Genomic DNA, 25095 nt, shown 5'->3' on the forward strand with positions numbered 1-25095 from the left:
TATGGGGTCAGGCCGCGTTTTCGCCCGTGAGGAGCCATTTAATGCAGGCGGCGCTCCTCCTGGCCTTGTGCGCGGCCGTCCTCCTTTCCGCCGGCTTAAGGATATAGAGCGCGCCGGACCTCGCGAACCTGATGACCTGGTGCAGAAGGATTATCGCAAGATACGCGGCCCTGGCAACGGCCCCGCTGTGCTTTTTCCAGTATTCGAGGTTCGCCCTCTGCATCTCGATATAGAACCTAACCGGCGCTATGGCCGAGCTTCCGCCGCCGTGGTGGACTGCCTCGGCTTCCGCGCAGTACCAGTTCTCATATCCTGCGTCATGGAACCTCTTGCACCAGTCCTTGTCCTCGGCATAGAAAAAGAACCTCTCGTCGAGCATCCCTATTTCCTCGATGGCCTTTCTCCTGGCCATCAGGAGGCATCCGCTCAACGCCTCGACCCGTTCCGACTTGTCGTGGGGGAAGTAGTTCCGTCCGTCGAGGCCGATTGCCGAAAGAAGGCTTCCGCTGAGGCTCGGAAAGCGCCTGCACGTTCGCTGCAGGCTCCTGTCAGGGTTCAGGACCCTCGGTCCCGCCAGGGCGGCCCGGGGGAGGGAGTCCAGGAATTTTTGAAGCGCTTCAAGGCAGCCGTCGAGGAGGACGACGTCCGAATTGACAAGACAGACGTATTCCGCGCTGCTCTCCTTCATGCCTATGTTGTTCGCCGTGGCAAAGCCCAGGTTCTCGCTCTGCTCAAGCACTCTCGCTTCAGGGTACCTTTCTCTTACCGCCCCTGCCGAGCCGTCTGACGAGGCGTTGTCGACCACAATGACCTCGGCATCGAGGCTTCCGAGCCCCGACCGGAGCGAGCCCAGGCACTCGAGGAGATAGTCCCTTGCGTTCCAGTTTACGATAATTACCGATACGTCAGGCATCAGGCCCTTGCCGCCCCCTCTGCGGCGGCAAGAGGTGCCGGCTCCCTTGAAGCCTCTTTTTCGGTCAAGCCCCTCACGGCGGCTATCATGGCGATGAGCATATAAAGTATCACCTTTATCTGGTCGAAATACGAGACCCCGAAGAAGGAGACGATGTGGACGAAGAGCGCTGCCCCGAGCGCCCACACGATCCTGTCCATGCCGGGCGCGAACTGTCCGGATTTGACAGCCCTTCCGACCGTCTGGAAACACGTCGCGAGTATCGCTATGAAGAGGGCGAGTGTTAAGAGCCCGCCGTCGACAGCAATCCGTATGAAATGATTGGTGACGTCGAAGAGGTAGTAGCCCCAGCCGGCGGTCGACCTGACGCCCAGGAGCCACCATTCCCCGACCCTGTTTACGAACTGGTCGATGAGATGATACCTGTGGTAGGCGGTAGAGGCGCCGAAGAGCTTGACCTTGAGGATGAGCGCCCAGACCGGCGCCTTCATTACTAGGTGGAGCCCTACGAGCGTTATTACGAGTAGCCACCTGAGCTGCCTCATACGGTCTCTGAAGTGCCACATGAAGATGCCCACGATGCCGGCCAGATAGGCGAGCGCCGGGCCGCTCGAAGAAGTGCTTATCGTTATGAGCGTAGTGGCCGCTATTCCTACGTACATGAGGAGGCTCCGGTATTTGATCTTCCTTGCAGCGAAAAAGAGCGGGAGGAGCGAGGCGCTGAAGGACCCCGCGGTGATGGGGTGTGCGAAGGCCCCCTGGCACCTGAGCTTTCCTTCCCTTATGGCCGTGTATTCCGGGACTCCGCCGAATACGGAAAAGATGTTTCTCTGTGTCGTCATCTCGTAGACCATCGCAGCGGCGACCGGGACGGCAGCGAGCGCGAGCGACTTTATGACCCAGAGTATGTCCTCGACGCTCCGGACGAGGAACCGCGTGAGGAAGTAGACGCCGATGATGTCGAAGGATATGCCGAGCCTGTTCACGAAGGCCGCGGAGGTATGCCAGAGTATCGTGTATACGGTGATGCTGGAGAGGGCCCAGAGGAGCATGAGCTTGTCTATCCTGTTGAGCTTTATATTGAACTCGGATTTAATGAGCACCCTGGCCCAGCCGAAGAGGACGAGTATCCTCAATATGAAAAAATCGAGAGTGAATATTATGATCCTCTGCTGTATTGGGATGAAGACGACCGCGAGGATGAGCGGCACGAGGGCCGCCCTTCTCGGCAGTACGAGCATCAGGAAGCCCGAAGCGAGTGCGAACGCCAGGGCGAGCGGGTGTATGTCGCCGTACTGGTCCATTAAGCGAGATACCTGTAAAAGAGCCTGCCGAGGAGCCGGTTGGAGAAGCCCGGGAGAATCCTGAACAAAGCCACGGCGGCGCGCGCGGCCTTTCCGCCCTCGTCCTTTAAGCCGGCCTTGCTTTCCGGCGCGTACATGTAATACAGGGGCGAGGCTTGAGCCCCCCACCTTGACTTGAACTCCATGAGCCCACTGTTCCCGGTGAAGGTCCTACCGAAGTCGAAGACGCTCCGCCCCTCATGGGAGGCCTTCTTTATGGCCGTCCAGAGCGCCAGCTGGCTTGCCCCTGACCCGAAATGCCTTTCATCCGAAGCGCCGAATTTGTAATAAGCCGTATCCCCGAATTGAAGGAGCATAACGCCTGAAACCGCGGATGAGCCTTTGTCCACCATGATGAGCGAGGCAAGGCCAGAGGTGAATAGCTCCTTCCAGAGGTTCCTGAAGAAGCTGAATGGCTGGACCGGCGCGCCCTGCCTCTTTCTCGACCGGACGTGCAGCCCGTAAAAGTCGCGAAGGTCGGCGATCGTTTTACCCTCTCTTGCGCCCAGTCCGTTTTGGAAGGCTTTCTTTATCTTCCTCCTCACGCAGTCCCTGTGGAAGCCCTCCATTATGGCTTCTTCCTCCCTGTCGATCCTGAGCGAGAAACCGGAGTAGCCGTCGTACATCGAATACCCGCCTGCCGTGAAAAGGACAGGGCTTCTGACCTCTGTCCGATACTCATGCGGTCCGGCCCCGGCAAGCCCGTCGATGAACGCGTCCGCGTCCTCCTTAGTCCTGTAAAGAGGCCCGCATACGTCCGAAAAGGGATAAGAGACGAGCCGGCTTTTACCGAGCTTCCGGTCGAGCCGCGCAGCCGGCATGGCCGCCGAAATCGCGCCGTCCGAGTCCCTTTTCAGGATGTAGACCGGCCTTATCCCGTAGGTGAGCTCGATCGCCCTGTGCCAGGCAGAATGGTGGTAGACGGTGCCGTTAAGCGAGGCCGCGAGGGTGTCCCAGTTTTTCTCGCCTACTTCATCGAGGGAGGCGAAGCTTATTGTGGAAGCCCGTGACCGCATCAGAAGTAGATGAACCTCTTGAAAAAATCCGAGACGTTTATCGAATCCACGTCCGAGGAGACGGTAAAGGCGGACTGGGCCCCGTGCGGCCACCTCCAGAGGCGAAGCAGCGGATAGCTCGAATTATCAATGACGTCTAGCAGCAGTCGCCTGTCCCTTGGCGCGAATTGCGCGTACCCGTCTATGAACAGCGCGTTCCTGTGCGGGTACTCCACCACGCTCGTCAGGAAGCCTTCCTCTGCAAGGAACGACTCGACATCGCGCGAGCAGTTTCTGGATATCTGGATGGTGTGCTTGCGTATGTCGTTGGTTTCGATGTGAAAGCAGCCGTCCTTGTAGTGGGCTTTTGCCTGCGCGTAGGCGCCGCATATGAGGTCCCCGCCAACTTTCGCGTCGACGGCCTTTTGGAGGACAGTTCCTTCACGGGGGCACTTGAGCCGCACCCGCCAGCCGTCCCTGGCCTTATCGTATCTCCACGCGGATTTCCGCTTCCTCTCCCACCACGAGGTTATCTCGTTCAGGGTCGCAAACCAGACGCGGGGGCGCGCGGCCCTGGCCGCCCCCGCGACGTCCATTATCGATGCCTCGAAGTATTTGAACCTTTCAGGGTGGAAAAGAAGGTGGAAGAGCTCGCCCCGCGAGTGGATCTTCCTGAATATCGACTGCCATATGGATGATATGGCGGCGCGCTCCTTTATCCTGTACCTCTCGAAAAGCATCTCGTCGTCCGGCGCGGTGATCGGGATGTCGATGAGTTTTCCTTTGACGGCGGGGACGGAGATGGAGATCTCCGGGCTGGATGTGTTGTAGAGGAGCGTGAGCTTCCTGAGATGTTCTTCCGAGCGCCTGCAGGATTGGAGTGTCTCGTCCCAGAGGATGACGTTGTTGCTCGTCCAGGCGAACGGACTTTTGTAGAGGGCCGCGAGAGTGTCTTCATTGTAGCTCAGGTACGGGCACCTGAAGCCGTAGACCCTGAGCTTTGCCTTCTCGAATGCGTTGTAGCTCTTTCTGATGAGAGCCTTCTGCTCGGCGAGCGACCTCGTCTTCATGTTCGTGTGGAAGTACCCGTGAGCGGCGAACTCGTGCCCGAGGTCCCTGAATCTTTCGAAAAAGCCGTAATGGTTCTCGAGTAGGCTGGCCGTTATGCAGAAAGTCACCCTGACGCCCATCGTGCCGAGGTCCTGGTCAAGCTCGCGCATCATCTCCGAGAAGCGAGCCCTCCCGAAAGAGTACCTCATGAAGACCTGCGCGGATCGCTCGATGCCGTGCAGGAACCCCTTGGTCTCGATGATATGGTTAAGGAAGTCTATCAGCAATTCCGGAGGCCTCCGGGCCGAGCATGAGCGCGGCAATCCTTTCCTGGTCTGAGGGCCTGATGCCCGGATACATCGGCAGGGAGAGTATTTCGTCCGCGACCCTTTCGGTGACAGGCAGGTCGCCCTGGCAGTATCCGAGGCGCGCGCACGCCCTCTGGAGGTGGAGCGGCACGGGGTAGTGGAGGCCAGTGGAGATTCCCGCCTCCGAAAGGCGTCTCTGGTGGGCCTCGCGGTCGCGCACCCTCACCACGTAAAGATGGTAGACGTGCCTGGAGTCCGGGTGCTCGGCAGGGGTAATGACTTTTTCCGAGCCTCTGAAAAGCCTGTCATACACCCTTGCCGCGTCGCGCCTCATCTCATTCCATTCGGAGAGGCGCCTGAGCTTTACCCTGAGTACCATCGCCTGGATGGCGTCTAGCCTGGAGTTGCAGCCCTCGATCTCGTGTATGTATTTCCTGGACTGCCCGTGGTCGCGCGCCATTCTTATGTTTTCGATGATTTCCCGGTCGTTTGTGGTTACCGCGCCAGCGTCGCCGCAGGCCCCGAGGTTTTTTCCCGGATAGAAGCTGAAGGCCGCAGCCGCCCCCATGGACCCGGCCTTCATCCATTGTCCGCTCCTTCTCGACAGGTACTTGGCCCCGTGGGCCTGGCAGGCGTCCTCGATAACCTTGAGCCCGAAGCCGCCGGCCATATCGAGTATCGCGTCCATCTCGGCCGGCTGCCCGTAAAGGTGCACCGGCACTACCGCTGTAACCGGGGATTCAGTCCTTTTGTCAAAAAGCCTTTTGCCGCGCGCCTTGCAGCCTGTCTCGAGATAGCGCCTGAGGGCGGCGGGGTCCATGTTGTACGTCTTTTCGTCTATGTCCACAAACGCCGCGAGCGCCCCTGCCTGCGAGATGGCCTCGACGGTGGCTATGAACGTGTTCGCCACCGTAACGACCGTATCGCCGGGCTTTACGCCTGAGGCGGCGAGGGCGAGCCTCAGGGCGTCGGTGCCGTTTGCGACCCCCGCCGAAAAGCGCGTGCCGCAGAACCCGGCGAACCTGGACTCGAAGTCCTCGACTGCGGCGCCTCCGATAAAAGAGCTTTCCCTCAGCGCCTGCCTGAACGCGCCTACAAGCTCCTCCTCGAGCTCGATGTGAGGGGAGGCGAGGTCTACGAAAGGTGTTGCTCCGCCGGTAGCCTTATTCATTGGGTGCGCTCCTTAATATCCGTGCCGGGTTCCCGGCCACTATCGCATTCGGCGGGACGTTTTTGGTCACCGTCGATCCCGCGCCCACGATCGCGTTTTCGCCTATTGTCACCCTGCTCAGTATCGTGGCGCCGGAGCCAATGGACGCTCCCTTTTTCACTACAGTGCGCTCGACCGTCCAGTCCGAGTCGTTCTTGAGCGCCCCGGCCGGGGTGGTCGCGCGCGGGTAGGTGTCGTTTATGAAGGTCACGCCGTGGCCTATGAAAACGTTGTCCTCGATGGTCACGCCCTCGCAGACGAAAGAGTGGCTCGATATCTTGCAGTTCCTGCCGACCGTCGCGTTCTTTTGTATCTCCACGAAAGCGCCTATCTTGGTGCCGTCGCCCACGGAGCAGCCGTAAAGGTTTATGAAGCTGCCGAGCTTGACCCCGGCCCCGAGCCTCACGTCCCGGGCTATCCGATTGAAGTTCGGAGCGTCTCCCGCGCTCATATTGTGACCATCCTGCAGTTGTTCCGGAGCGACTCGTCGCATGCCTCGAGCATCCTCACGACGCGGAGCCCCGCCTCCCCGTCGTTGAACGGGCTCTCGTCGTTCCTTATGCAGTTGATGAAGTATTCGGTCTCGAGCCTCAGCGCCTCTCCCTGGTCGACCTTGGGGGCCCACATGTCTCCCGACCGGTAGCTCACCAGGAGGTCGTACAGACCTTCCCTCGTCGTTATGTCAACGCCCCTGTCGTATACCTTTATCTTCTCGTCGGCGTCCATGTCGTTCCATACGAGCATCTTCTTTTCGCCGCCGATGAGGGTCGTCCTTAGCTTCACAGGCGAGAGCCAGTTCACGTTGAAGTGCGCGATTATGTTGTTCGGGAAATAGACCATTATGTACGCGATGTCCTCCTTCGCGTTTATGTGGGCCCTGCCGCTGGCCGATACGCCGACAGGCTTTTCCTCAATGAGGTAGTCCATTATCGAGAAGTCATGGGGGGAGAGGTCCCATATGACGTTCACGTCGTGCTGGAAAAGCCCCAGGTTCACCCTGGTGGAATCGTAGTAATAGAGGTCCCCGAGCACGCCCTCGTCGATTATTTCCTTTATCTTCCTCACCGCGCTCGTAAAGAGAAAGGTGTGGTCGACCATTATCTTCAGTTTTTTTCTCGCGGCGATATCTATGAGCTCCTCGGCCTGGGCCGCGGTGGAGGTAAAAGGCTTCTCGACGAAGACGTGCTTACCGTTAAGGAGCGCCGACCTTGCGAGCTCGTAATGTGTGCTGACCGGGGTAATCACGGTCACGACGTCGATGTCAGGCGATGTGACGATGTCGCGGCTGTCGGTCGTCGCCGTTATGCCCGGACAGTTCCTCACCGCGCGCGCGAGCGCTGCCCGGTTCTTGTCGCAAACCGCCGCCACGCACGCGCCCTCGATGGAATTGAAGTTCCGTACTATGTTCGGGCCCCAGTAGCCGTACCCGATTACCCCGATTTTGAGCATACGCCCGCCTTTCCCTCTGTTGTCAATAAGCGCCCTTGCTGGAGACCATCGAGAAGGGCGTACGGAGTATTATTTTGATGTCCAGCCAGAGAGACCACTCTTCTATGTACCTCAAGTCCAGCCTGACCATGTCGTTATATGATTTCATGCTCCTGCCCATCACCTGCCAGAGTCCTGTAATCCCCGGCTTGGCCTCTATCACCCTCCGCCAGTGCCAGACGCCGTAGCTTTCGAGCTCGTACGGGATCGGCGGCCTCGGGCCGACAAGGGACATGTCGCCGCCGAGGACGTTCAGGAACTGCGGGAGCTCATCGAGGCTCGTTTTCCTGAGGAATTTCCCTATGGTCGTAACCCGCGGGTCGTCCTGTATCTTGTAAACGGCGCGCCCGGCGCCCTCGGAGTAGGCCCTGTCCTCTCGTATGAGCCTCTTTACGTATTCCGAGTGCGTCTTGTCGTCGACGCCCTCGTACATGGACCTGAACTTGAGGAAGGTGAACCTTTTTCCGAACTCGCCGACCCGCTCCTGCCTGAAAAAGACCGGCCCGCGCGAGGTGAGCTTGATGACGACCGGCAGCGCGATAAAAAAGGGCGAGAAGAGGAGCAGCCCGAATATGCTCCCGGCGACGTCCAGGACCCGCTTTGCGGCTAGCGAGCTCTTCCTGATCTCCTTTTTCCGCTGAAGGTCGGGGTAGAGCTTGAAGTCCACAGGAAGGGCCTTTCCGCTCCCGGCCTCTTCGGGGAACGGGTGGAACGTTATCTTGATGTGCCCGGCGCGGCCCCCGAGGGAATCGTCCTCCGCAAGGCTCGCCATCACCTTCTCGCGTATCGAGCCGATCGCGCCGGACGAGGTGTCGGTAAAGACCACCCCGAGCACATGGTTGTGCCTGTACCAGCCCTTTATGTCCACCTCGCGCGTCGTGGCCGCGAGCCTGCCCGAGACCGATCGCACCATTTCCTCCGAACCATCCCCGCCGAGGAGCCCCTCGAAATCGACGAGCATCATGACGAATGCCCTTCCCGTGCGCTCCGCCCTCCTCCGTTCGAGATAGACCACCTCGTGGAAGTAGTCCTCCACGTAGAGCCCGGACTCCTTTTCCTTGAGGAAGTCCGAGCACCGGAAGTGGAAGATGCTCCTCCTGAGATACCGCCTTGTGCTGTTCAGAAGTTTTTTCATTCGGACCGTCCGGACGGGCTACCGCCGTTAAGCCGCAAGGCGGCCTCCCTGGAGCTGATTATTTTTGTTCAAAGGCATGCGGATGAGTTCAGCAGGGCGAAACCATGCACCTGTCTATTACAAGACGCATATTGATGGTCTTGAGCAGGATGCTTACCCGTTCCATCCCGCTCATTTCGTGCTCGAATATCGCGGTAAACCCCTCGAACGGCCCCCGCCGTATATAGACCGCCTGGCCCGGCGCAAAGGACGTTTTTACGGTAATGATCCCTTTTTCCATCCTCGAGATTATCGCTTCGACGACCTTGTCGGATATCTCGGCGGGCCCGTCCTCGTTGCAGAGCACCCGCTTGACGCCCCTCGTGTATTTCACCATGTGATAGTCCCTGAGCTTGTCAAACCTGGCAAAGACGTAGCACGGGAAGAGGGGCGAGACCGCCTCGACAGGCTTTCTTCTCAGGTACTTCCGCTCTTTTATCTTGGGGTTGAGGACCGCGATACCGGCGCCCGAGAGCATCGTCTCGACGTTGTCCTCGCACCTGGGTTTCGTGTAGATGAGGTACCAGCAGGTCATCAATCGCCTCCGGCTTGCGGTAATAGAATGCCCTTCTTCCGCCCGGCGCGTCTCGGCAGGGCGGGTAAAAACCGGGTATGGCAGTCCCGGCTTATGTAGATTGGGTGTTTATGGAGGTGTTCCCCTCAGGTCTCCATAGCCGGGATGGTCCGCTTGAGCGAGCTCGAATGAGTGGTGAAGTTCCGCTTGTCCGGCAAAAGCCTGCCATGTCCATTGTCCATTCCTCCCCTGCGAAGCGCTTCCTGTCAGTAGTAGTACTTCTTCATGTGGATCTCGTCGGCCCCGTTCAGGACGACACCCATAAGGTTCTTCACAGGCAGGGAGCCTACGGCTTTCTTGACCATGTCCTTCGGGGTGCTGCCGGCCTTGACTACGAGCACCAGCCCGTCCACCATCCGCGACAGGATGTTCATGTCCACGAGCGGCAGGATGGGCGGGGAGTCGACTATCACGTAGTCGAAATGCGCCTTTACGTTGTCGAGGACGCTCCTCATGCCCTGCGAGTCGATGAGGACCGAGGAGTTCCTGGCGCTCGCCCTCGCGGGCAGAAAATAGAGGCTGGTGTCCTCTAGCCTGTTTATGGCGCTACGGAGGTCCGCGTCGCCCTTGATCACGTCTATGAGGCCGGAGAGGCGCCCCATATTGAGGTAGCTCGACGAGATTGACGGGTTCCTCAAGTCGTTCTCGATGACCAGCACCTTCTTGCCGAACTCGGTCGCCATGAGCCAGCTTAGATTGAGGGACGTGACGGTCTTTCCCTCTCCCTTGATCGCGCTCGTCACGGCGATGGTCTTGTACGAGTTCTTGAGGCTCAGCTGCTCGAGCCTGGTGAAGAGGATGCGGTATCTTTCGGCCACCATGGGATCGCCGGTTTCCATTATAGCGAGCCGCTGCTTCAAGCCCAGCCTGTCCCTGAACATCCCTGTCTCGTTGTATTCCTCGAAGGCGTCCTTCTCCTCGGCTATCGGCGCGCCCCGTTCGCCGGGGGGAGGGGAGGCGACCATGCCGCCTATGTGCTCGTCGTATGCCTTCCTCCTCGCCGGGTCCGCCAGCGTCTCGTATACGTCCTCGAGCATTCTGAGCTTGTCCTGGCGCTCTTCCGGCGAGTAGAGCGAGTAGAGGGCCATGGAGTCGCCGCTGAAGAGATCCTTGGTCCTCCTGTAAGCCGCCTCTATCTCGTCCATGCGGGCCGTGCTCGGTATGTCCAGGAACTCGTAATGCGTCTTTTCGCTCTTCTCCCTCATGGGGCCACCCTTAGATTTGGAATGTTACCTGCTGTGCAGCCCTGCTCTTGTCAAGGACGCGCGCGAGACAGCCTTCAAGTGACTTCGCGGCTGCGGAGTTCGTGAAATAGACCGAGAGCGGGCGCCGCGTCCTTATGGATTCCCCCACGGTCTCCTCGTATCCGACAGAGCCTATGTAGTCTATGTCCACGCCGAAATACTCGCTGCACGCGTTCTGTATGGCCTTTCCGATACTCGCGTCCTCGCCGCGCTTCGTCTGGTTGACTATCATCGAGAGGCTCGTGCTCTTCAGGTCCTCCTTGAGCATCCTGCCCTGCTCGAAATCGAGCCTCATGAGCTGGTCCGTTATGTCGGCTACCGTCTTGACCCGCTGGGACCACTTGTCGCTGAAAATCCTCTGGAGGAGGTCCTTAAGAACCCCGTCGGGCTGCGAGTCGGCGATGGTCTTTATCTTCCTTAGGAACAGGCATTTGAGGAACCTGTAGTTGTTCTCAATCGTAGTAGGCTCGGGCGTGGAAATGATTATCCCCTCGTTCGACATGAGGAACATGTCCAGGAAGTTCGAAGACGTGCCGGGCCCGACGTCCAGGATGGCGTAGTCGTACTCGACCTTCTTCAGGGCGTCCCTCAGCTTCTTTATCTGCGAGCATTTAACCTCCGGCACGTCCAGGGCGTCCTTCGCGCCGCTCACCAGGTCGAGGTTTGGAAAAGGCGTCTTCTGTATCAGCGACTTGAAATCATGGGCTTCGTCCTTCAGGAAGCTCGACAGGGCAGTCCGCCCGCCGTCCACCCCGAGGAAGGTGTGGAGGTTGGCCGCGCCCAGGTCCGCGTCGACGAGCAGGACCTTTTTGCCCTGCTTCGAGAGCGCGATGCCCGCATTGGACGCGATGAGGCTTTTGCCCACGCCGCCCTTGCCGCCGCCCACGGCCCATATGCGCGTCCCGAAGGGTGAAGCCGCGCTTATCGGCCTCGAGAAGCCAAGCGGCTCCGGGTGGTCGCCCCGCTCCCTTTCGCCCGAGAGGAGCCTTCTGAACCAGTCGAATTTAAGCACTCTTTTTCCTTCCCTTTATGACCTTGAATTTTTGCCCCTGTTTTCCGTCGTTCCCCTGAAAAAGAGGTATGCTCGAAAGGACCGGCGAGTCTATTATGCCTTCGAAGTCCTCGGGCTTCCTGAACGCCGGGTTTATGAACTCGAAGAGGAATATGAGCCCGGTGCCGAACGCGCCGCCCACGAGGAGCCCGATCGCCGCGACAAGGGGCTTGTTGGGGTAATCCGGTGCGTCGGGCAGGTTGGCCGTGTCCACGATCCTGAACCGCGCGCCCTTTTGCCTCTTCTCCAGGTTTTCGGCCAGGCTCGCGTTCATCTTCTTCTCGAGGAGCCCCTGGTAGTTCTGGAGCGAGATCTGATAGTCGCGCACCAGGTCGATCTGCTGCTGCTCGACCTGCGGGGTGAGCTCTATCCTCCTCTGGTATTCGTCGATCGAGGCGCGGAGCTCCGACTCCCGCTGCCTGAGCGTGGTTATCTGGGACTTGATGGCCATGAGCTCGCCGTAGACCGGGTTCATGACCTCGGAAGGCCTGGCCTTTTTCTCGACCGGCTCCGGCTCGGGCGCGGGCTCGGCCGCAAGCCTGGTCTCTAGCTCCTGTATCCTCCTCTTGAGCATCAGTACGTCCGGGTATGTTTCCTTGAAGTTCGAGAGTAGCATCGAGAGCTCGGCCCTGGCGTTTTCGAGCTCCACCTCGAGGGTGCTCCTTACGGCAGGCGAGACTGCGTTTGGCGTCGGGGTGAACCTCAGCTGGTCTTCGAGCACCTGCCTTCTGTCAACGCTGTGCTTGAGGTTGACGGTCACGTTCTGGAGGTCGAGCTGTAATCTGTCCAGGGTGCGGAGGTTGGCTTCGAGCTGCTCGGGTAGCGTCCCCATGTGCGCCTGCTTGAAATCCTTGATCTTCTGCTCTATCCTGGCGAGCTCTTCCTGTGATTTCTCGAGCTCGCTCGATATGAACTCGGTCGTGCCCTCGGCGTACTGCTCCCGCACTTTGAGGTTCTCCTCGATGAATAGCGAGGCGAGGGTGTTGGTTACCTGCATCGTGGTCTGGGGCTCCGACCCTATGTAGGTTATCGTGAAGGCGTTGCCGCCGGTCTGCGGCTTCTTCGTGTTCGTCTCCCCGATGACCATGAACTGGATGTCTTCGCGCATGCGGCTTATTATGTCGTCCGGCGTCCTGTCCTCGATGTCCTCTCCCGTGACGAAGGCCAGCGCCCTGGAAAAGATGCTGGGCTTATGGTCGTCGTAGAGCCTGAACTCCCTGATAATCTGGTCGAGCCGCGTCCTGCTGAGTATCTGCTGGCTTATCAGGTTGAGCCTCTGGCTGAAAGGCGTCCTGTCCGTCGGCGTTACGTACTCCTCGGGTATCTGCTGCTCCTCTACAACTATGAGGGTCGTAGAGCTGTATTTCTCAGGGAGCTCGAAGCTCACGACCAGTCCGGCGACCGCGCCAAGGACGAGGGGCGCTATGAAAAGCCACTTCCTGTGCACGAAGACCGTCAGGTGGTCGATTATGGTCTTATGTGGCTGCTCCATGACTTTTAGAACCTCCACTCTCCGCCCGATAGGGTTATGTTGACGAAAACCTTGTTTCTCCTGAGCCCGGTCCCGAGCCCGTCCTCGGTCCATTGCCGGTAGTGCGAGACCCCCGCGCCGAGCCTTATCCACTTGTTCGCCTGCCAGTTCCCGGAGAGCTCGGCTATGTACGAGCGGATATCGACCTCGCCCTCGGGCTCGGATTTATGGCTGGCGACCCCTCCGTATATGGACGATGATATGTTCCTCCTTACCGTGAAGTCCCAGATGAATATGACCGAGTCCCTGAGGCTTATCTCGTCCGTGAGCCCGGTCGGGGTGGATACGTCCCTTACGAACGAGAGCGTAAGAACGGAGTCCTTGAGGTTCTTGACTATTCCGGCGTTCGCGGTAAGGAAGAGATCGTCTCCGTCGAGCCCCGTCGCGTACTCTGCGCCACCGGAGAGGTTCACGCTCATCGTTGGCGAGACCGCCTCCTCGACTCCCGCCATGACCCCGTGCGTCCTGATGTGCTCCCGTTCCGTATCGAAACTGTAGACCGAGTGCGCGTACGAGATGCTTGCCGTTCCGTTCGGTCCGTACCTGTAGCCTCCCGAGAGCGTCCCCGAGTCCGTCCGGCTGTCGACGAGGTCAGGGTTTTCGAACTTCTGCACATGGTTCCTCATGGTGAGCGATACGCTCGTGTTCCTGCTGGTTTCCCGGCCTATCGTCAGGTGAGCGTTATTCGTGAGTATGTCCGTCCTCGTCACAAGCACTCCCTCTTCGAAGCCCAGCGCCCGGAGCGAGTCCTCGGAATAGCTGAAGCTGTCGCCGGCCCCCAGATACCACCTGCTTGTTAGGTCGGTCGAGAAGGAGACCCCGGCCCTGTGCGATATGTTGTTAAGGTCGGAGTTTCTGGCATGAAAGTCGGCCGTAAGCCCGTAATGCAAGTCCAGCTCGTAAGTCCTTCCGGTCCTCCTCAGGTCGAAGCCCGGCACGACCGAGGCTATGTAGTCGCCTTCCTCGTCGCCTGCCTCGTCATCGACGAACCGGACGTTGGAATCGTACCTGAAGTCCAGCGTCACGGCTGGGACGAAGGTGTTGTTACGGGCTTCCGCGCGGCCCGGTAAGATGAGAAGCACCGCTGCCGCTACGCTTGCGATAGCCGCTTTAGCGTACAAAGATGGTGTCTCCCGGCCTGAGGACGAGGTTCTTGTCCTTCTTCGCGTCCTCGTCGATGATTTCGCTGAAGCGGATCCTCGTCTTCTCGGCCTCTCCGCCCCTGCCTTCCCTGACGAGTATTATATTGTTCGACGCGAACTGGCTCATTCCACCGGCCATGGCAATGGCCTGGAGCACGGTCGTCTTCCTCGACAGGTTGTAGGTGCCGGGGTTCAAGACCTCTCCGAGCACGAATATCCTGTAGCTCCTCACCTCCTGGACTATGACGGAGGTGACTACCGTCTCCTGGTACTCCTTGAGCCTTTCGCTGATGTCGTCCCTGAGCTGGAGGGGCGTGAGCCCTGCCGCCCGTATGTCTCCTATGAGCGGAAGGGATATCATGCCGTCGGGCCGTACGCCGACTATCTTAGAGAGGTCTGGGTTCTTCCATACGGCTATTTCGAGGATGTCCTCAATGCCGATTACATAGTCTGGGTCCTTCGCGAGCTCCGCGCCCTTTGCCTCGGGCGCCGCCTTGGTCCCGCCCTGGGGGGCGGCAAGCGCGCCGGTCGCAAAGAGCATTAAAGCGAGAACGGGGATGATAAAGAGCCTGGAGATTTGAAATGTCATTTCGTGAGTCCTCCGGTTGAGGATGACGCCGGTTTGAGGCGGCTTGTAGACTGATTCTATGCTCAAACGGATAATGGCAGCGGCAATGGAACTCAGAGGAGCTTCAGGCCGGCGGAGGTCGTGGACCTTGAAACCTTCCTCGCCCATACGGTCCTGGCCCGCCCCCTCAGGCTCAGTTCTTCTATGCACACGTCCAGCATGGAATCGGCCTCAAGGGATGTCGAGCCGTTGAGGAGTATTCCCGCGCCTGAGTCCGAAAAATCCGTCGTCAGCGCCTTGTAGACCGAGCCGTTGACCGACAGGATGAGGTCCATTTCCTTTTTCGTCCGTTCTGACGACCTTCGCTCCGCAAGGTATACCCCGCAATGAGGACACCGCGCCCGCTCGTTACCGAAGGACATGAAAAAGGCCTTATAGCATTCCGGGCAGATTCTGAGCCTCATTTCACCGCGCTCTGTAAAAGGATTGTCGTGCTCGTGTCAATAGTTTTTCCAAGCGCCACAAAACTAAGGATAGCCCACTGCCACGGTAATACAATCCATCCGACGGATGAAAAAGGGTATTAAAAAGGACTACAACCTGCGCCGCCCTGAAGGGGAGCTGCAGATCCGGGGCGGTCAAATGTAATCAGGAGATTGTTTGTCCCGGGCGGGTATTCGTGAGCTGTATGAGGGCAGGGGAACCGCCTGAAAGGTAAAGTGCCTGGGATCCTAACGGATGACCTGGTTGAGCTCGAATATGGGGAGGAGCATGGCAAGGACTATGAAGCCAACGATTATCCCCATGACGAGTATGAGGACAGGCTCAAGCAGCGAGAGGCTCTTTTTTACGCCGTTTTGAAATTCAGCGTCGTATGCCTCGGCGGTCCGGATGAGCATCTCGTCGAGGTTCCCGCTCCTTTCGCCGACGCCTATCATGTGTACTACCACGGGCGGCAGGACGCCGGAGCTCTTGAGGCTCGATGACAGGGGCGCGCCGCCTGAACAGTCCCTTATGGCCGCCATCAGTATGTTCCTGTATACTTGGTTGCCGACCACCTCTGAGGTTATCTCGAGCGCCTTGAGGAGCTGGACCCCGCCTTTAAGGAGGCTCCCGAGAGTGCGGGCGAGGCTCGCGATCTGGAATGAGGCGGCAATCGGCCCGAACCACGGAAGCCGGAGGAGCATGCCGTCGATAAAGGCCTTGCCCCGGGGCCGCCTTGCCTGGCGCGCTATGAACCAGGCTGCCGCTCCTCCACCGGCTATCATCACGTGCCAATAGGCGGTGGCGAGGTCCGCCATGCCCAGAAGGAGCACCGTTATTAGCGGAAGCTCCGCGCCGGTGTCGGTGAATATGCGGGCTATCTTGGGTATGACGAATACGAAGAGAAAGAGGACAACCGATGCGCCCACGAGGGTCATGAGCGCAGGATAGGTGAGCGCGGCCCTGACTTCGGCGTTTATCCTGGCCCTTGTCTCAAGGTAGTCGGCGAGCCTCGGAAGTACGTCCTCGAGGGAGCCGCTCGCCTCTGCCGCGAGTACAAGGCCCCTGTAAAAAGGCGAGAAGACGTCCTTTTTTTCCTCGAGCGCCCTGGCAAGGGAGCTTCCCCCGGTGATGGACTCCTTGATGTCAAGTACCGTTGAGCGGAGCCTGGGCAATTCCGTGTTCTCGGCGAGGACCGCGAGCGCATCGGTAAGGCTCGTGCCTGCGGCGACGAGCGTTGCGAGCTGCCGTGTAAACGCCGCGAGCGCCCCTGCCGGCACCCGGCCTGATGCGCGGCCACCTCTTCCTTCCGCCGGCCTACTGACCTCGATTGGGAAGAGTCCGCTCGTCTTGAGCGACTGGACGGCCTCTCGCTCGCCCGCTGCGTTTATCTGCCCTGCGACCGCGTTTCCGTTCCTGTCGTACGCCCTGTAGGTGAAGTTCGGCATCCTGCTTTAATTCCCGTCGTCCCTCGTTACCCTCAAGACCTCTTCGAGGCTCGTAATGCCCTGGGCCGCCTTTTCGAGGCCGTCCTCCATCATGGTCTTAAGCCCCTTTGAGAGGGCGTGCCGCCGGATGGTGTCCGCGTCCTGGTTCCTGAGTATCAGCGGCCTCAAGTCCGGGCCCGGCACGAGGAACTCGAATATGCCGCTCCTCCCGTAGTAGCCGGTCTGGAAGCACTTCTCGCAGCCTCCGGCGGCGTAGAGGAGCTTTGGCGGAGTCCTGAAGAGTTTAGTTTCGGAGTCCGACGGCGCGTACCCCTTTTTGCACGAAGGGCAGAGCATCCTTACAAGGCGCTGCGCCAGTATGCCGGATATCGAGGAGGCCACCAGAAACGGCTCGATGCCCATGTCAACGAGCCTGGTTACGGCGCTCGACGTGTCGTTCGTGTGAAGGGTTGAGAGCACAAGGTGCCCGGTAAGCGAGGCCTGTATGGCGATCTCTGCGGTCTCCCTGTCCCGTATCTCTCCCACCATGATGACGTCCGGGTCCTGCCTGAGGATCGAGCGGAGGCCGCTTGCGAAGGTTAGCCCTATCTTCGGGTTCACGTGCACCTGGCCTATGCCCTTCAGCTGGTACTCTACCGGGTCCTCGACCGTTATTATGTTACGCGTGGTCGAGTTTATGGCGCTTATCGCCGAATAGAGGGTCGTGGTCTTTCCGGAGCCGGTCGGGCCGGTTACCAATATGATGCCTGAATTCCGGGCCAGCAGCCCTTCGAGCGTGGAGACCTGCCCGGGGTTCAGGCCCAGCCTGTCGAGGCTTATTATCTCGGCTTTACGGTCGAGAAGCCGCAGTACCGTCCTCTCGCCGTAGGACGTGGGTATTACAGAGACCCTGACGTAAACGTCCTTCCCGGCCACGAGGAGCCTGATCTTCCCGTCCTGCGGAAGCCTTTTTTCAGCAATGTCCAGGCCCGCCATGATCTTTACCCTGCTCGATAGCGCCTCCTGTATGGACTTGGGCGGGGTGAGGACCGGGTACAGGACGCCGTCTATCCTGAACCTTACCTCCACCTCCTTCTCGTACGGCTCTATGTGTATGTCGCTCGCCCTGTCCTTCACGGCCTTGAAGAGGAGCGAGTTGAGGAGCTTTATTATCGGGGCCTCGTCCGCGAGGTCTATAAGGTCCTTCGGCTCCTCCCACGACGTCGAGAGCGCGTCGAGGCTTTCAGCGCCGAGGCCGTCCATTACGTCCTTCGCCGAGCCGGAGAGCCTGTCGAAAAACCTGTTGATGGCGTCGTTAACGACCCCCTCGTCGGCGAAGACCGGCCTTACCGGGAAGCCGGTTATCCTCTCAAGCTCGGCTACCGTGAAGATGCCCCTCGGCCCCGTAAGGGCCACGAGCAGGTGGCCGTCGTTGACCTTGAGCGGCATGACCATGTTCTTCTTGACGTAATTAAGGGAAACCTTCTCCAGAATGGCCGGGTCCACGTACTCGTCCCGTATCTCCTTTATGCGGTGGAACCTGCCCTTCGGCATTGCCTCGAATACGGCTTTATCCATCAGTTCCCATCCTCTCTTCGCTTACGGCTGGGCCGCCCGGCCCGTCCTTCTTTCCGGGGGCGTCCGGCCCGTTCATCTCGAACTCCATTCTCTTCCTATCCCTCAGGTCCTCGAGCCCCTTGAAGTCCTCTATGATGTACGGGGTTATGAAGACCAGGAGGTTGGTCTTCTGGGTCTGGTCCCTCTTGGACTTGAAAAGCCATCCGATGAGCGGGATGTCGCCGAGCAGGGGTACCTTGGTGCTGTTGTTCGTGCTCCTGTTCTGTATCAGCCCGCCTATTACCACGGTCTGGTTGTTCTTTACGACCACGCTCGTGGACGCGCTCCTCTTGGTCGTTATGATGTCGGATGCGCCTCCGGTCCTCGTTGGGGAGATGGCTGATATCTCCTGGTAGATGTCGAGTCGGACGAAGTCGCCCTCGCTTATCTTGGGCCTTATGCGGAGCCGTATGCCGACGTCGCGCCTCTCTATCGACTGAAGAACGGGCTGGCCCTCTGTCGCAGGCTGCCTTTCGAGGCTCGAAAGGAAGGGCACGTTCTCGCCGACCATTATCTCGGCCTCCGAGTTGTCGCTCGTGAGTATCTGGGGCGTGGAGAGGACGTTCACGATGTCCTTGAACTCGGAGAGCGAAAAAAGCACCGCGAACCCCGGGGCGGTGAGGTTGAATGTCGTGCCGTCGGTCCTCGTCACGGGTATCGTAAGGAGGTTCCCCAGCCCCCCGACCGTAAGACCGGCAAGGCCGTTAAGGATATTCTGGACGGCGGTCGCGTCAACGGCCCCCACGCCGCCTATGGCAACGGGCTCGTTGTCCTTCTTGGCCGTGAGCCTGAACCTTGTGCCGAGCTCTATCGCCTTGTCAACGGTGACCTCGGTTATCATGGCCTCGACGAAGACCTGCCTGGGCCTGCGGTCGAGCATTTCCACCACCTGTATTATGTTCCGGTAGTCGGCAGGGGAGGCCATGATTATGAGGGCGTTCGAGGCCCTGCTCGGGGTTATCCGTATGGAGCCCGTAAGTTCCTGCGTGATACGCTGGGCACCCGGCGCCTCTCCGGCTGCGGGCGCGGCCCCTGGCCGCAGAAGCGCGTCAAGGACCCTCGCGAGGTCCTCGGCGTCGGCGTTCTCGAGATAGTATACGTTTATGCGGCTGCTGGCCTCGGGCGGGGGCACGTCGAGGAGGGCGATAAATTCCTTGTAGAACTCCCTGCCCTCGAGCGCGTCGGAGAGTATTATGGCGTTCAGCCGCTCGTCCGGGGTTATCGAGCTCTCGGTCTCCTCGCGCCTTATGCCGGTCCTCCTCTGCTCCTCGCGCCGGAGTATCTGGGCTATGACCTCGGCCTGCGCGTGCCTGAGATAGACGACCTCAGGCTCCGTAAGGCCCTGAGGCGCGTCCATCGCGGTGAGTATCGTGAGTATCTTCTCGATGTTGTTGGCCGTGTCTACGAGAAGGAGCGCGTTCCTGGCCCCGAAGACGGATATCTGGCCGTTCCTTGAAATGAGCGGCTGGACCGCGGAGAAGGCGTCCTGCACGGGGATGTAGCTCAAAGGCACGAGCCGCACTATGTACTCGTCGGGCCTTGCGGTATCCGGGTCGAGGACGACCGGCGTGCCGCTCTGCCTAGCAGCTGACGCGGGAATTATCTTGTAGAAGCCGTCCGCCTCGATGAGGGTGAAATTCTTGAGCTCCAGCGCGGAGACGAAAATGTTCAGGGCCTCCTCGCTCGTGAGCCTTCCCGGGGCTATTATCGTGACCCTGCCCCGGAGAGTTTCGTCGTATATGAAGTTCCTCCCGGTTATCTCGCTCATTATCCTTACGAGCGACGAGATCTCAACGTCCACGAAGTTCAGGGTTATCTCTTCGGCCCCCCTCTGCTCCTGCCCATCGGCATTCCTGGACGCCGCGTGTGAGATTACAAGTATGACGAGGAGGAATAAAAGGTATTTATGGGCCGTTTTGCCTGTCATGTATCTCATGAGGATGCCATGTTCCGGCTCCGCCGGTCTGGGTTCGGGGCAGCACTGGATTTCCGAGAGCACGGCTATGTATCCGGCGGCAAAAACGGCTTGAAAGGTAAGCTCAAAAACACGGACTTTGATTATAACACACAATTTTCTCTAAGGCCCTTCACCTTACTGGATGGAGTAGCGGAAGCTCGTGGGACGCCCCTTCCTTATGACGCCGAGGTCGAAGCTGGTCTCGCCCTTGAGGGCGGAGAGCACCTGCACGGCCTTTTCAGGCGAGTCTATCCTGTAGCCGTTGATGCTCGTAAGGACGTCCCCGTCCTTGAGGCCGATGGCGTCGAACACGCCCCTGGGCTTTATTTCGGACAGGGTGAAGCCCTGGACCGAGCCGTTCGAAACACTCGGGGTAAGCCTGGCGTCCGTCATTATCCTGCCCAAGTCGCCGAGCGCGCTCTCAACCGCCCCCCGTTCTATGACCCAGTCCTTGTCGGTAACCTGCCTTGAGTAGGCCGGGTCTTTTTTCGGAGGGGCTCCGGAGGCGCTCTTTTCACCCATGGCCGAGAGGGATTCCGGTATGTCCTCGATGAAGACCCTGTACGCGGCCTCACCGGAGCCGGTTGATACCACTGCCCGCCCGGGAGAGACCGACATGAGGACGCCAGAGCCGAAGACGCTGTCGCCGACCTTGAATACCGTTTCCCCTTCCGTGCCCTCTTTGCTGAAGACGGCAAAGCCCCTGGCCCCGGTATAGGTGCCGACGAGCTTCAGTTCCGGCAGGGGGGCCTCCTGGCCTGTCCCTGCCGGTCCCCTGTGCTCAATCCTCGCAAGCTTCCCGGCCTTCCCGGGGTAGACGCCTTTCTCTACGACCGGTGCGTAGTCCTCGAAGGCGGCTTCGGCCCTGGGTTCCACATGCGAGGCCGCGGCCTGGAGCCTGGGCTTCGGCTCGTATCCGAGCAGTATGTAATCCCTGGCGAGGAGCCCGAGGAGCGGAAACGCGGCAAGCGCCAGTACTATATTGACAATCCTTATCTTTGACATCCTGATGCGGCTTTCTTCTCTAGACCCGGCTCATTTTCCCGTGAAGAGCGCTTCCCTGGCCGCCGGGTTTCTCATTGAATAGTTTATGAGCTGGGACCGGGTGGTGATGCCCAGCTTCTTGAATATCCTGTGGAGGTGCGTCTTGACCGTAAGCTCGCTTATCCGGAGCTTGTCGGCGATCTCCCTGTTCCTGAGGCCCCTCCCGGCAAGGGCCACTATTTCCTTCTCCTTGGGCGATAGGACCTCGCCCCTGTCCTTTTTGAGCCTGTTCACGCTCCAGAGAAGGTCCTTTACCGTAGCCTTGTCCATCCATATGTCGCCGGAGGCGACGGAACGGATGGCCTTTTTAAGGACCGCGGGCGAGGCTTCCGAAAGTAGCACGCCTTTCAGGTTCCTGGCTATTATGGCGGAGATGATATTGTCTTTGCCGCAGTCGGTGTCGAGCAGTATGAACCCGTTCTTCGTGGAAGGGTCGAGCTTCAGGAAAGAGCTGTACAGCGTGGGGAAGTCGGTCAGTATGACATCGGCGGATTCGATGTCGCCGTCGAGAATTTCGCTTCCGGCGGAGATATAGTCGGCCTCAAAGTCGTCTTCGTCCTCCAGGAGCCTTGTCACGCCCTCGGAGAAAAGGTCGTTGCTGAATGCGACCATCACCCTGATGCTCATCGAGCCCCACCTCTCTGGTAACTTGTTGTTCGACGTCTTCTACGGAGACAAACGGCCGGGACAACATTCGGCAGGACTTCTCAGACCATGAATGGGAGGTCGAAGGCTGATTCTCTCTTGTAATCACCGTCCCTTCCGGCTCGGCGCCCGCTGGATTACGGAGGCGCGGAAACATGCAGCAGGTTAATTGTAACAAAACCGGCGGGATTTTCAAGTGCGGCGAGATAAAAATTATTTGTTATCGCCGTTGAATTGATATATCATAACAGCATGATGCTCAGGAACAGCAAGGGTTTTACGCTCATAGAGCTTCTTATCGTTATCGCTATACTCGGCACCCTCGCAGCGATAATCGCGCCGAGGATCGTCGGCAGGACCGACGAGGCGCGGGTAGTCGAGGCCAAGGTCCAGATGCAGAACCTCGAGACGGCCCTCAGGCTCTTCAGGCTCGACAACGGCTTTTACCCCTCGACCGAGCAGGGGCTCGAAGCCCTGGTCAGGAAGCCCGAGTCCGGCAGGATCCCGGCAAAGTGGCGCGACGGCGGGTATCTCGAGAAAAAGAAGGTGCCCAACGACCCCTGGGGCAGCCCCTTCATATACGCATCGCCCGGCCAGAGCGGAGATTACGACATAATCTCCTGGGGCGCAGACGGCGCGCGGGACGGCGAGGGGTTCGACGCTGACATAAGAAGCTGGGAGCTCGACTGAAGCCCCAGGAACGTTACCCGATCAGATTTGATTGTATGGCGAGAATGATAGATTGCGCCATGCAGGGCGTCGGGACAAGGCTGGCCAAGGCGCGACGAAGGCTCGGAACGATGCGCGTGTATGTAGTGCGTCGCATTGACGAGCCGGGGAGCAACGCCGGTATGCGACGTCATGACGCCCTGTATAGACGAAGACAGGCCAAAGGCCCCCCCAGGGCCGATGGCCTTGAGAGAGTATCCGCACATCCCCGCACGCCCGATACGCACCGTTCACGCTCTCCCGCGCTGCCCCTTTCACACGGATTCTCGCTTCTGGAACTCATCGCCGTAATCGCGATAATCGGCATTACGCTCGCCTTCGTTCTCCCGAGGTTTCCGTCCCTCGACGGCCGCCGGCTCGAATCCGACGCCGACAGGCTCGCCCTGCTTGCCTCGTTCATCGGGGAGAGGGCCGTTGCCACGAGGTCCCAGTACCGGCTCCATTTCGACATGGCGGGAGCGGCGGTGCGCGTCGAGGCCTCGGCGGACGGCAAGGAATTCACGCGGGTCACCGAACCTGTCGCAAGGGGCGGAAAGTTGAGCCCCGGTGTGGAGATAGGCGAGGTCTTCAGCCCGGGGCTCGGGCGCATAAGCCGCGGAGAGGCCTTCATTCATATTACGAGCAGGGGTTCCGACCCGTTCGAGGTGACCCTTTTATCAGACGGGAAAAGGGCCGTCGTCTCCTATAACCCCTATACCGGGAAGGCGTCGGTATCGTATCCGGGGACAGGGGAGGGACAGGATGGATAAGAGGGGTTTCACCCTGATCGAGGCCATGATAGCGCTGGCAGTGCTTTCCGGCGCCGTCGCGATCCTGGTTACGAGCTTCAACTACCACCTGAACGTGGCCGCTCGGAGCAGCCGGGAGGCCGTATCGGTCGTACTCGGCCTCCAGAAGATTGAGGAGCTCAAGCTCGAGGGAAGGCTTTCAGCGCTTGAAGGCGGCTTCGGGGAAGGGTTCGCCGGCTATAACTGGGAGCTCGTAAGCGAGGATACGGAATTAAAGGGGGTAAAAAGGCTTGAGCTCAAGGTCGGCCATGAAGGGTCGTTTTTCTCGCTCGTCTCGTTCGTTAGGGAATAGCCGAGGGTTCACTCTCATAGAAGTCCTTATCGCGGTCTCCCTAACGGCGATCCTCCTTGCGTCGCTCTATTCCGTCTTCTTCTCGGTAGCAGGGGCCGGGAGCAGGGCGAGAGAGGAGGCCGACAGGAACGTGGAGGCCGGAAGGGCGCTTGAAAGGCTGGCAAGCGAGGTCCGCTCCGCGTACACGAGGCGCGGCAGTCCCGCAACGTTCTTCAAGGCCGGGAAGGTGAGGAGCCATTCAACGGTCTCCTTCACATTCTTTTCCTATCCTGTCCAGGCCGGTGACGCCCCTAAAAGCGACCTTCTGGCAGTAAGCTATTCCGTCGAGCGGGACGGCGGCAGGAGGCACCTCGTGAAAGAGGTGTGGAGCCCTTACTTCGGAGAGAAGATGACTTTCAGGGCCGTTGAGGACATAAAAGGATTCGAGGTGAGCCTCTTTAACGGAAAGGACTGGTCAAAGGCGTGGGACTCCGAGCTTGAAGGCTCGGTCCCCAGGGCAATGACCGTGAAGATGACCCTCGCCTCCGGCGAGGAGCTCGCCATGACCGCCCCGGCAATGATAAGATGATTTCTCAGGTTTTTGTCATAATAGAGCGTTTTAAAAGCGGAAAAGCTATAAAAGGAAAGAGCGGCCTTGCCCTTGTGACGGTCCTTCTGGTCGTGGCCGTCCTTACGGCCCTTGTTACTGATTTCATCTACAGGTCATATGTGGCCTCGTCCAGGGTGGCGGCATTGAAAGACTCGGCCCGGGCCGGCGTGCTCGCCGCAGACGGTGTTTCGCTTGCCAGGGCCGGTATAGAGGAGTTCCTGAAGAAAGAGCCGAATATCGTGACGGACGAGTCAGGGCTGGTCTTTTCAAAGCCTCTGGAGGACGGCCTCGGCATATCGATACGGGCGACGGACGAGAGGTCGAGGGCATCGCTCCGCATAGCCTATCCCATGACAGGCGCCCTTGACCAGAAATTGCACGGGATAATGACAAGGCTCCTGAAGGAGAAGAGGGCCGGTGAGGAGCTGGCCGACGCCCTTGCCGACTGGATAGACAACGACTCGACGCCGAGGCCTCGCGGGGCCGAGGAGCAGTTCTACAAGGGACTGGCTCCGCCTTACGCGCCGAGAAACGGGTTTCCTGAGAGCGTCGAGGAGCTGCTGCTCGTAAAAGGCTTTACGCCGGATGTCTTCCAGGCCGTCGGAGGGCACCTGACGCCATACAGCCCCGACGGGCTCGTGAACGTCAATACCGCCCCGAGGCCGGTATTGGCCTCGCTTTCCGAGGAGATGACCAACGAGCTTGCGGACGAGATCATAAGGTACAGGAAAAACACCCCTTTCACCGACAGGTCACAGGTAATGAAGGTCCCTGGGTTCGAGAAGGCCGGTTTCACCATCCAGGACCGGATAACGACCACGAGCAATATCTGGAGGATCCATTCGAGGGCCAGGGCAGGAGAGGTCATAAGGGAGGTCGAGGCCGTGGTCCAGATAGGTGGTGGGGTCCTTTACTGGAGGGAGATGTGAGCAT

The 25095-nt window shown here is 59.3% G+C and carries 25 protein-coding genes; 5 read left to right on the top strand and 20 right to left on the bottom strand.

Annotated features, from left to right (window positions below):
• Nucleotides 1–7: 7 nt before the first annotated feature.
• The 20 genes from QY316_06105 to QY316_06200 form a co-directional block, all read right to left on the bottom strand.
• On the bottom strand, nt 8–913 hold the full coding sequence (locus tag QY316_06105) for a glycosyltransferase family 2 protein (GenBank protein WKZ33968.1): 906 nt from the start codon (nt 911–913) through the stop codon (nt 8–10).
• Nucleotides 913–2217, bottom strand: a complete 1305-nt coding sequence (locus tag QY316_06110; protein ID WKZ33969.1) for a hypothetical protein — start codon at nt 2215–2217, stop codon at nt 913–915. The genes QY316_06105 and QY316_06110 overlap by 1 nt, the downstream gene beginning before the upstream one ends.
• Nucleotides 2217–3272, bottom strand: a complete 1056-nt coding sequence (locus QY316_06115; protein ID WKZ33970.1) for a GNAT family N-acetyltransferase — start codon at nt 3270–3272, stop codon at nt 2217–2219. Before QY316_06115 ends, QY316_06110 begins: the two co-directional genes overlap by 1 nt.
• Entirely contained in the window at nt 3272–4588 is a 1317-nt protein-coding gene (locus QY316_06120; GenBank protein ID WKZ33971.1) for a polysaccharide deacetylase family protein, read from the bottom strand. The genes QY316_06115 and QY316_06120 overlap by 1 nt, the downstream gene beginning before the upstream one ends.
• Nucleotides 4569–5780 carry a DegT/DnrJ/EryC1/StrS family aminotransferase gene (locus tag QY316_06125; GenBank protein ID WKZ33972.1) on the bottom strand — a complete coding sequence of 404 codons (1212 nt, stop codon included), beginning with the start codon at nt 5778–5780 and terminating at the stop codon, nt 4569–4571. The genes QY316_06120 and QY316_06125 overlap by 20 nt, the downstream gene beginning before the upstream one ends.
• Nucleotides 5773–6270: an acyltransferase gene (locus tag QY316_06130; GenBank protein WKZ33973.1), complete on the bottom strand. Its 498-nt coding sequence runs from the start codon at nt 6268–6270 to the stop codon at nt 5773–5775. Before QY316_06130 ends, QY316_06125 begins: the two co-directional genes overlap by 8 nt.
• Nucleotides 6267–7268: a Gfo/Idh/MocA family oxidoreductase gene (locus QY316_06135; protein ID WKZ33974.1), complete on the bottom strand. Its 1002-nt coding sequence runs from the start codon at nt 7266–7268 to the stop codon at nt 6267–6269. Before QY316_06135 ends, QY316_06130 begins: the two co-directional genes overlap by 4 nt.
• Nucleotides 7269–7290: 22 nt before the next feature.
• Nucleotides 7291–8442, bottom strand: a complete 1152-nt coding sequence (locus QY316_06140) for a sugar transferase (protein WKZ33975.1) — start codon at nt 8440–8442, stop codon at nt 7291–7293.
• 88 nt (nt 8443–8530) lie between these two features.
• Nucleotides 8531–9016 carry a transcription termination/antitermination NusG family protein gene (locus tag QY316_06145; GenBank protein ID WKZ33976.1) on the bottom strand — a complete coding sequence of 162 codons (486 nt, stop codon included), beginning with the start codon at nt 9014–9016 and terminating at the stop codon, nt 8531–8533.
• Between the two features lie 245 nt (nt 9017–9261).
• Nucleotides 9262–10260, bottom strand: a complete 999-nt coding sequence (locus tag QY316_06150) for a polysaccharide biosynthesis tyrosine autokinase (protein ID WKZ33977.1) — start codon at nt 10258–10260, stop codon at nt 9262–9264.
• Nucleotides 10261–10270: 10 nt separating this feature from the next.
• Complete coding sequence (locus QY316_06155) at nt 10271–11311, bottom strand: AAA family ATPase (protein WKZ33978.1); 1041 nt, start codon at nt 11309–11311, stop codon at nt 10271–10273.
• Nucleotides 11304–12842: a GNVR domain-containing protein gene (locus tag QY316_06160; GenBank protein ID WKZ33979.1), complete on the bottom strand. Its 1539-nt coding sequence runs from the start codon at nt 12840–12842 to the stop codon at nt 11304–11306. Before QY316_06160 ends, QY316_06155 begins: the two co-directional genes overlap by 8 nt.
• Nucleotides 12843–12847: 5 nt before the next feature.
• Nucleotides 12848–14002, bottom strand: a complete 1155-nt coding sequence (locus tag QY316_06165; protein ID WKZ33980.1) for a hypothetical protein — start codon at nt 14000–14002, stop codon at nt 12848–12850.
• Nucleotides 13992–14612, bottom strand: a complete 621-nt coding sequence (locus QY316_06170) for a polysaccharide biosynthesis/export family protein (GenBank protein WKZ33981.1) — start codon at nt 14610–14612, stop codon at nt 13992–13994. The genes QY316_06165 and QY316_06170 overlap by 11 nt, the downstream gene beginning before the upstream one ends.
• 92 nt (nt 14613–14704) lie before the next feature.
• Entirely contained in the window at nt 14705–15055 is a 351-nt protein-coding gene (locus tag QY316_06175; GenBank protein ID WKZ33982.1) for a PilZ domain-containing protein, read from the bottom strand.
• Between the two features lie 267 nt (nt 15056–15322).
• Nucleotides 15323–16522, bottom strand: a complete 1200-nt coding sequence (locus tag QY316_06180) for a type II secretion system F family protein (GenBank protein WKZ33983.1) — start codon at nt 16520–16522, stop codon at nt 15323–15325.
• A 6-nt stretch (nt 16523–16528) separates the two neighbouring features.
• Nucleotides 16529–18079: a type II secretion system ATPase GspE gene (gene gspE / locus QY316_06185; protein ID WKZ33984.1), complete on the bottom strand. Its 1551-nt coding sequence runs from the start codon at nt 18077–18079 to the stop codon at nt 16529–16531.
• A complete protein-coding gene (gene gspD / locus QY316_06190; protein ID WKZ33985.1) occupies nt 18072–20054 on the bottom strand; it encodes a type II secretion system secretin GspD in 1983 nt (660 codons plus the stop codon). Before gspD ends, gspE begins: the two co-directional genes overlap by 8 nt.
• Before the next feature lie 156 nt (nt 20055–20210).
• Entirely contained in the window at nt 20211–21080 is an 870-nt protein-coding gene (locus QY316_06195) for a hypothetical protein (GenBank protein ID WKZ33986.1), read from the bottom strand.
• A 30-nt stretch (nt 21081–21110) separates the two neighbouring features.
• Entirely contained in the window at nt 21111–21746 is a 636-nt protein-coding gene (locus tag QY316_06200; protein WKZ33987.1) for a response regulator transcription factor, read from the bottom strand.
• A gap of 270 nt (nt 21747–22016) precedes the next feature.
• Here QY316_06200 and gspG point away from each other — a divergent pair, with 270 nt between their 5' ends.
• Genes gspG through gspK form a run of 5 tightly spaced genes read left to right on the top strand, consistent with a single transcriptional unit; the run spans nt 22017 to nt 25091 of the window.
• The gene (gspG, locus tag QY316_06205) at nt 22017–22454 is read left to right on the top strand and encodes a type II secretion system major pseudopilin GspG (GenBank protein ID WKZ34088.1); all 438 of its coding nucleotides are present in this window, start codon (nt 22017–22019) and stop codon (nt 22452–22454) included.
• A 35-nt stretch (nt 22455–22489) separates the two neighbouring features.
• Nucleotides 22490–23242, top strand: a complete 753-nt coding sequence (locus tag QY316_06210; protein ID WKZ33988.1) for a prepilin-type N-terminal cleavage/methylation domain-containing protein — start codon at nt 22490–22492, stop codon at nt 23240–23242.
• Nucleotides 23235–23573 carry a type II secretion system protein gene (locus QY316_06215; protein WKZ33989.1) on the top strand — a complete coding sequence of 113 codons (339 nt, stop codon included), beginning with the start codon at nt 23235–23237 and terminating at the stop codon, nt 23571–23573. The genes QY316_06210 and QY316_06215 overlap by 8 nt, the downstream gene beginning before the upstream one ends.
• Nucleotides 23512–24141 carry a prepilin-type N-terminal cleavage/methylation domain-containing protein gene (locus QY316_06220; GenBank protein ID WKZ33990.1) on the top strand — a complete coding sequence of 210 codons (630 nt, stop codon included), beginning with the start codon at nt 23512–23514 and terminating at the stop codon, nt 24139–24141. Before QY316_06215 ends, QY316_06220 begins: the two co-directional genes overlap by 62 nt.
• Nucleotides 24138–25091 (top strand): type II secretion system minor pseudopilin GspK, encoded by a 954-nt coding sequence (gspK, locus tag QY316_06225; GenBank protein ID WKZ33991.1) that lies wholly within the window; start codon nt 24138–24140, stop codon nt 25089–25091. Before QY316_06220 ends, gspK begins: the two co-directional genes overlap by 4 nt.
• The last annotated feature ends 4 nt before the right edge of the window (nt 25092–25095 follow it).

Source organism: Thermodesulfobacteriota bacterium (assembly GCA_030583865.1).
Taxonomy (GTDB): domain Bacteria; phylum Desulfobacterota; class GWC2-55-46; order GWC2-55-46; family GWC2-55-46; genus UBA5799.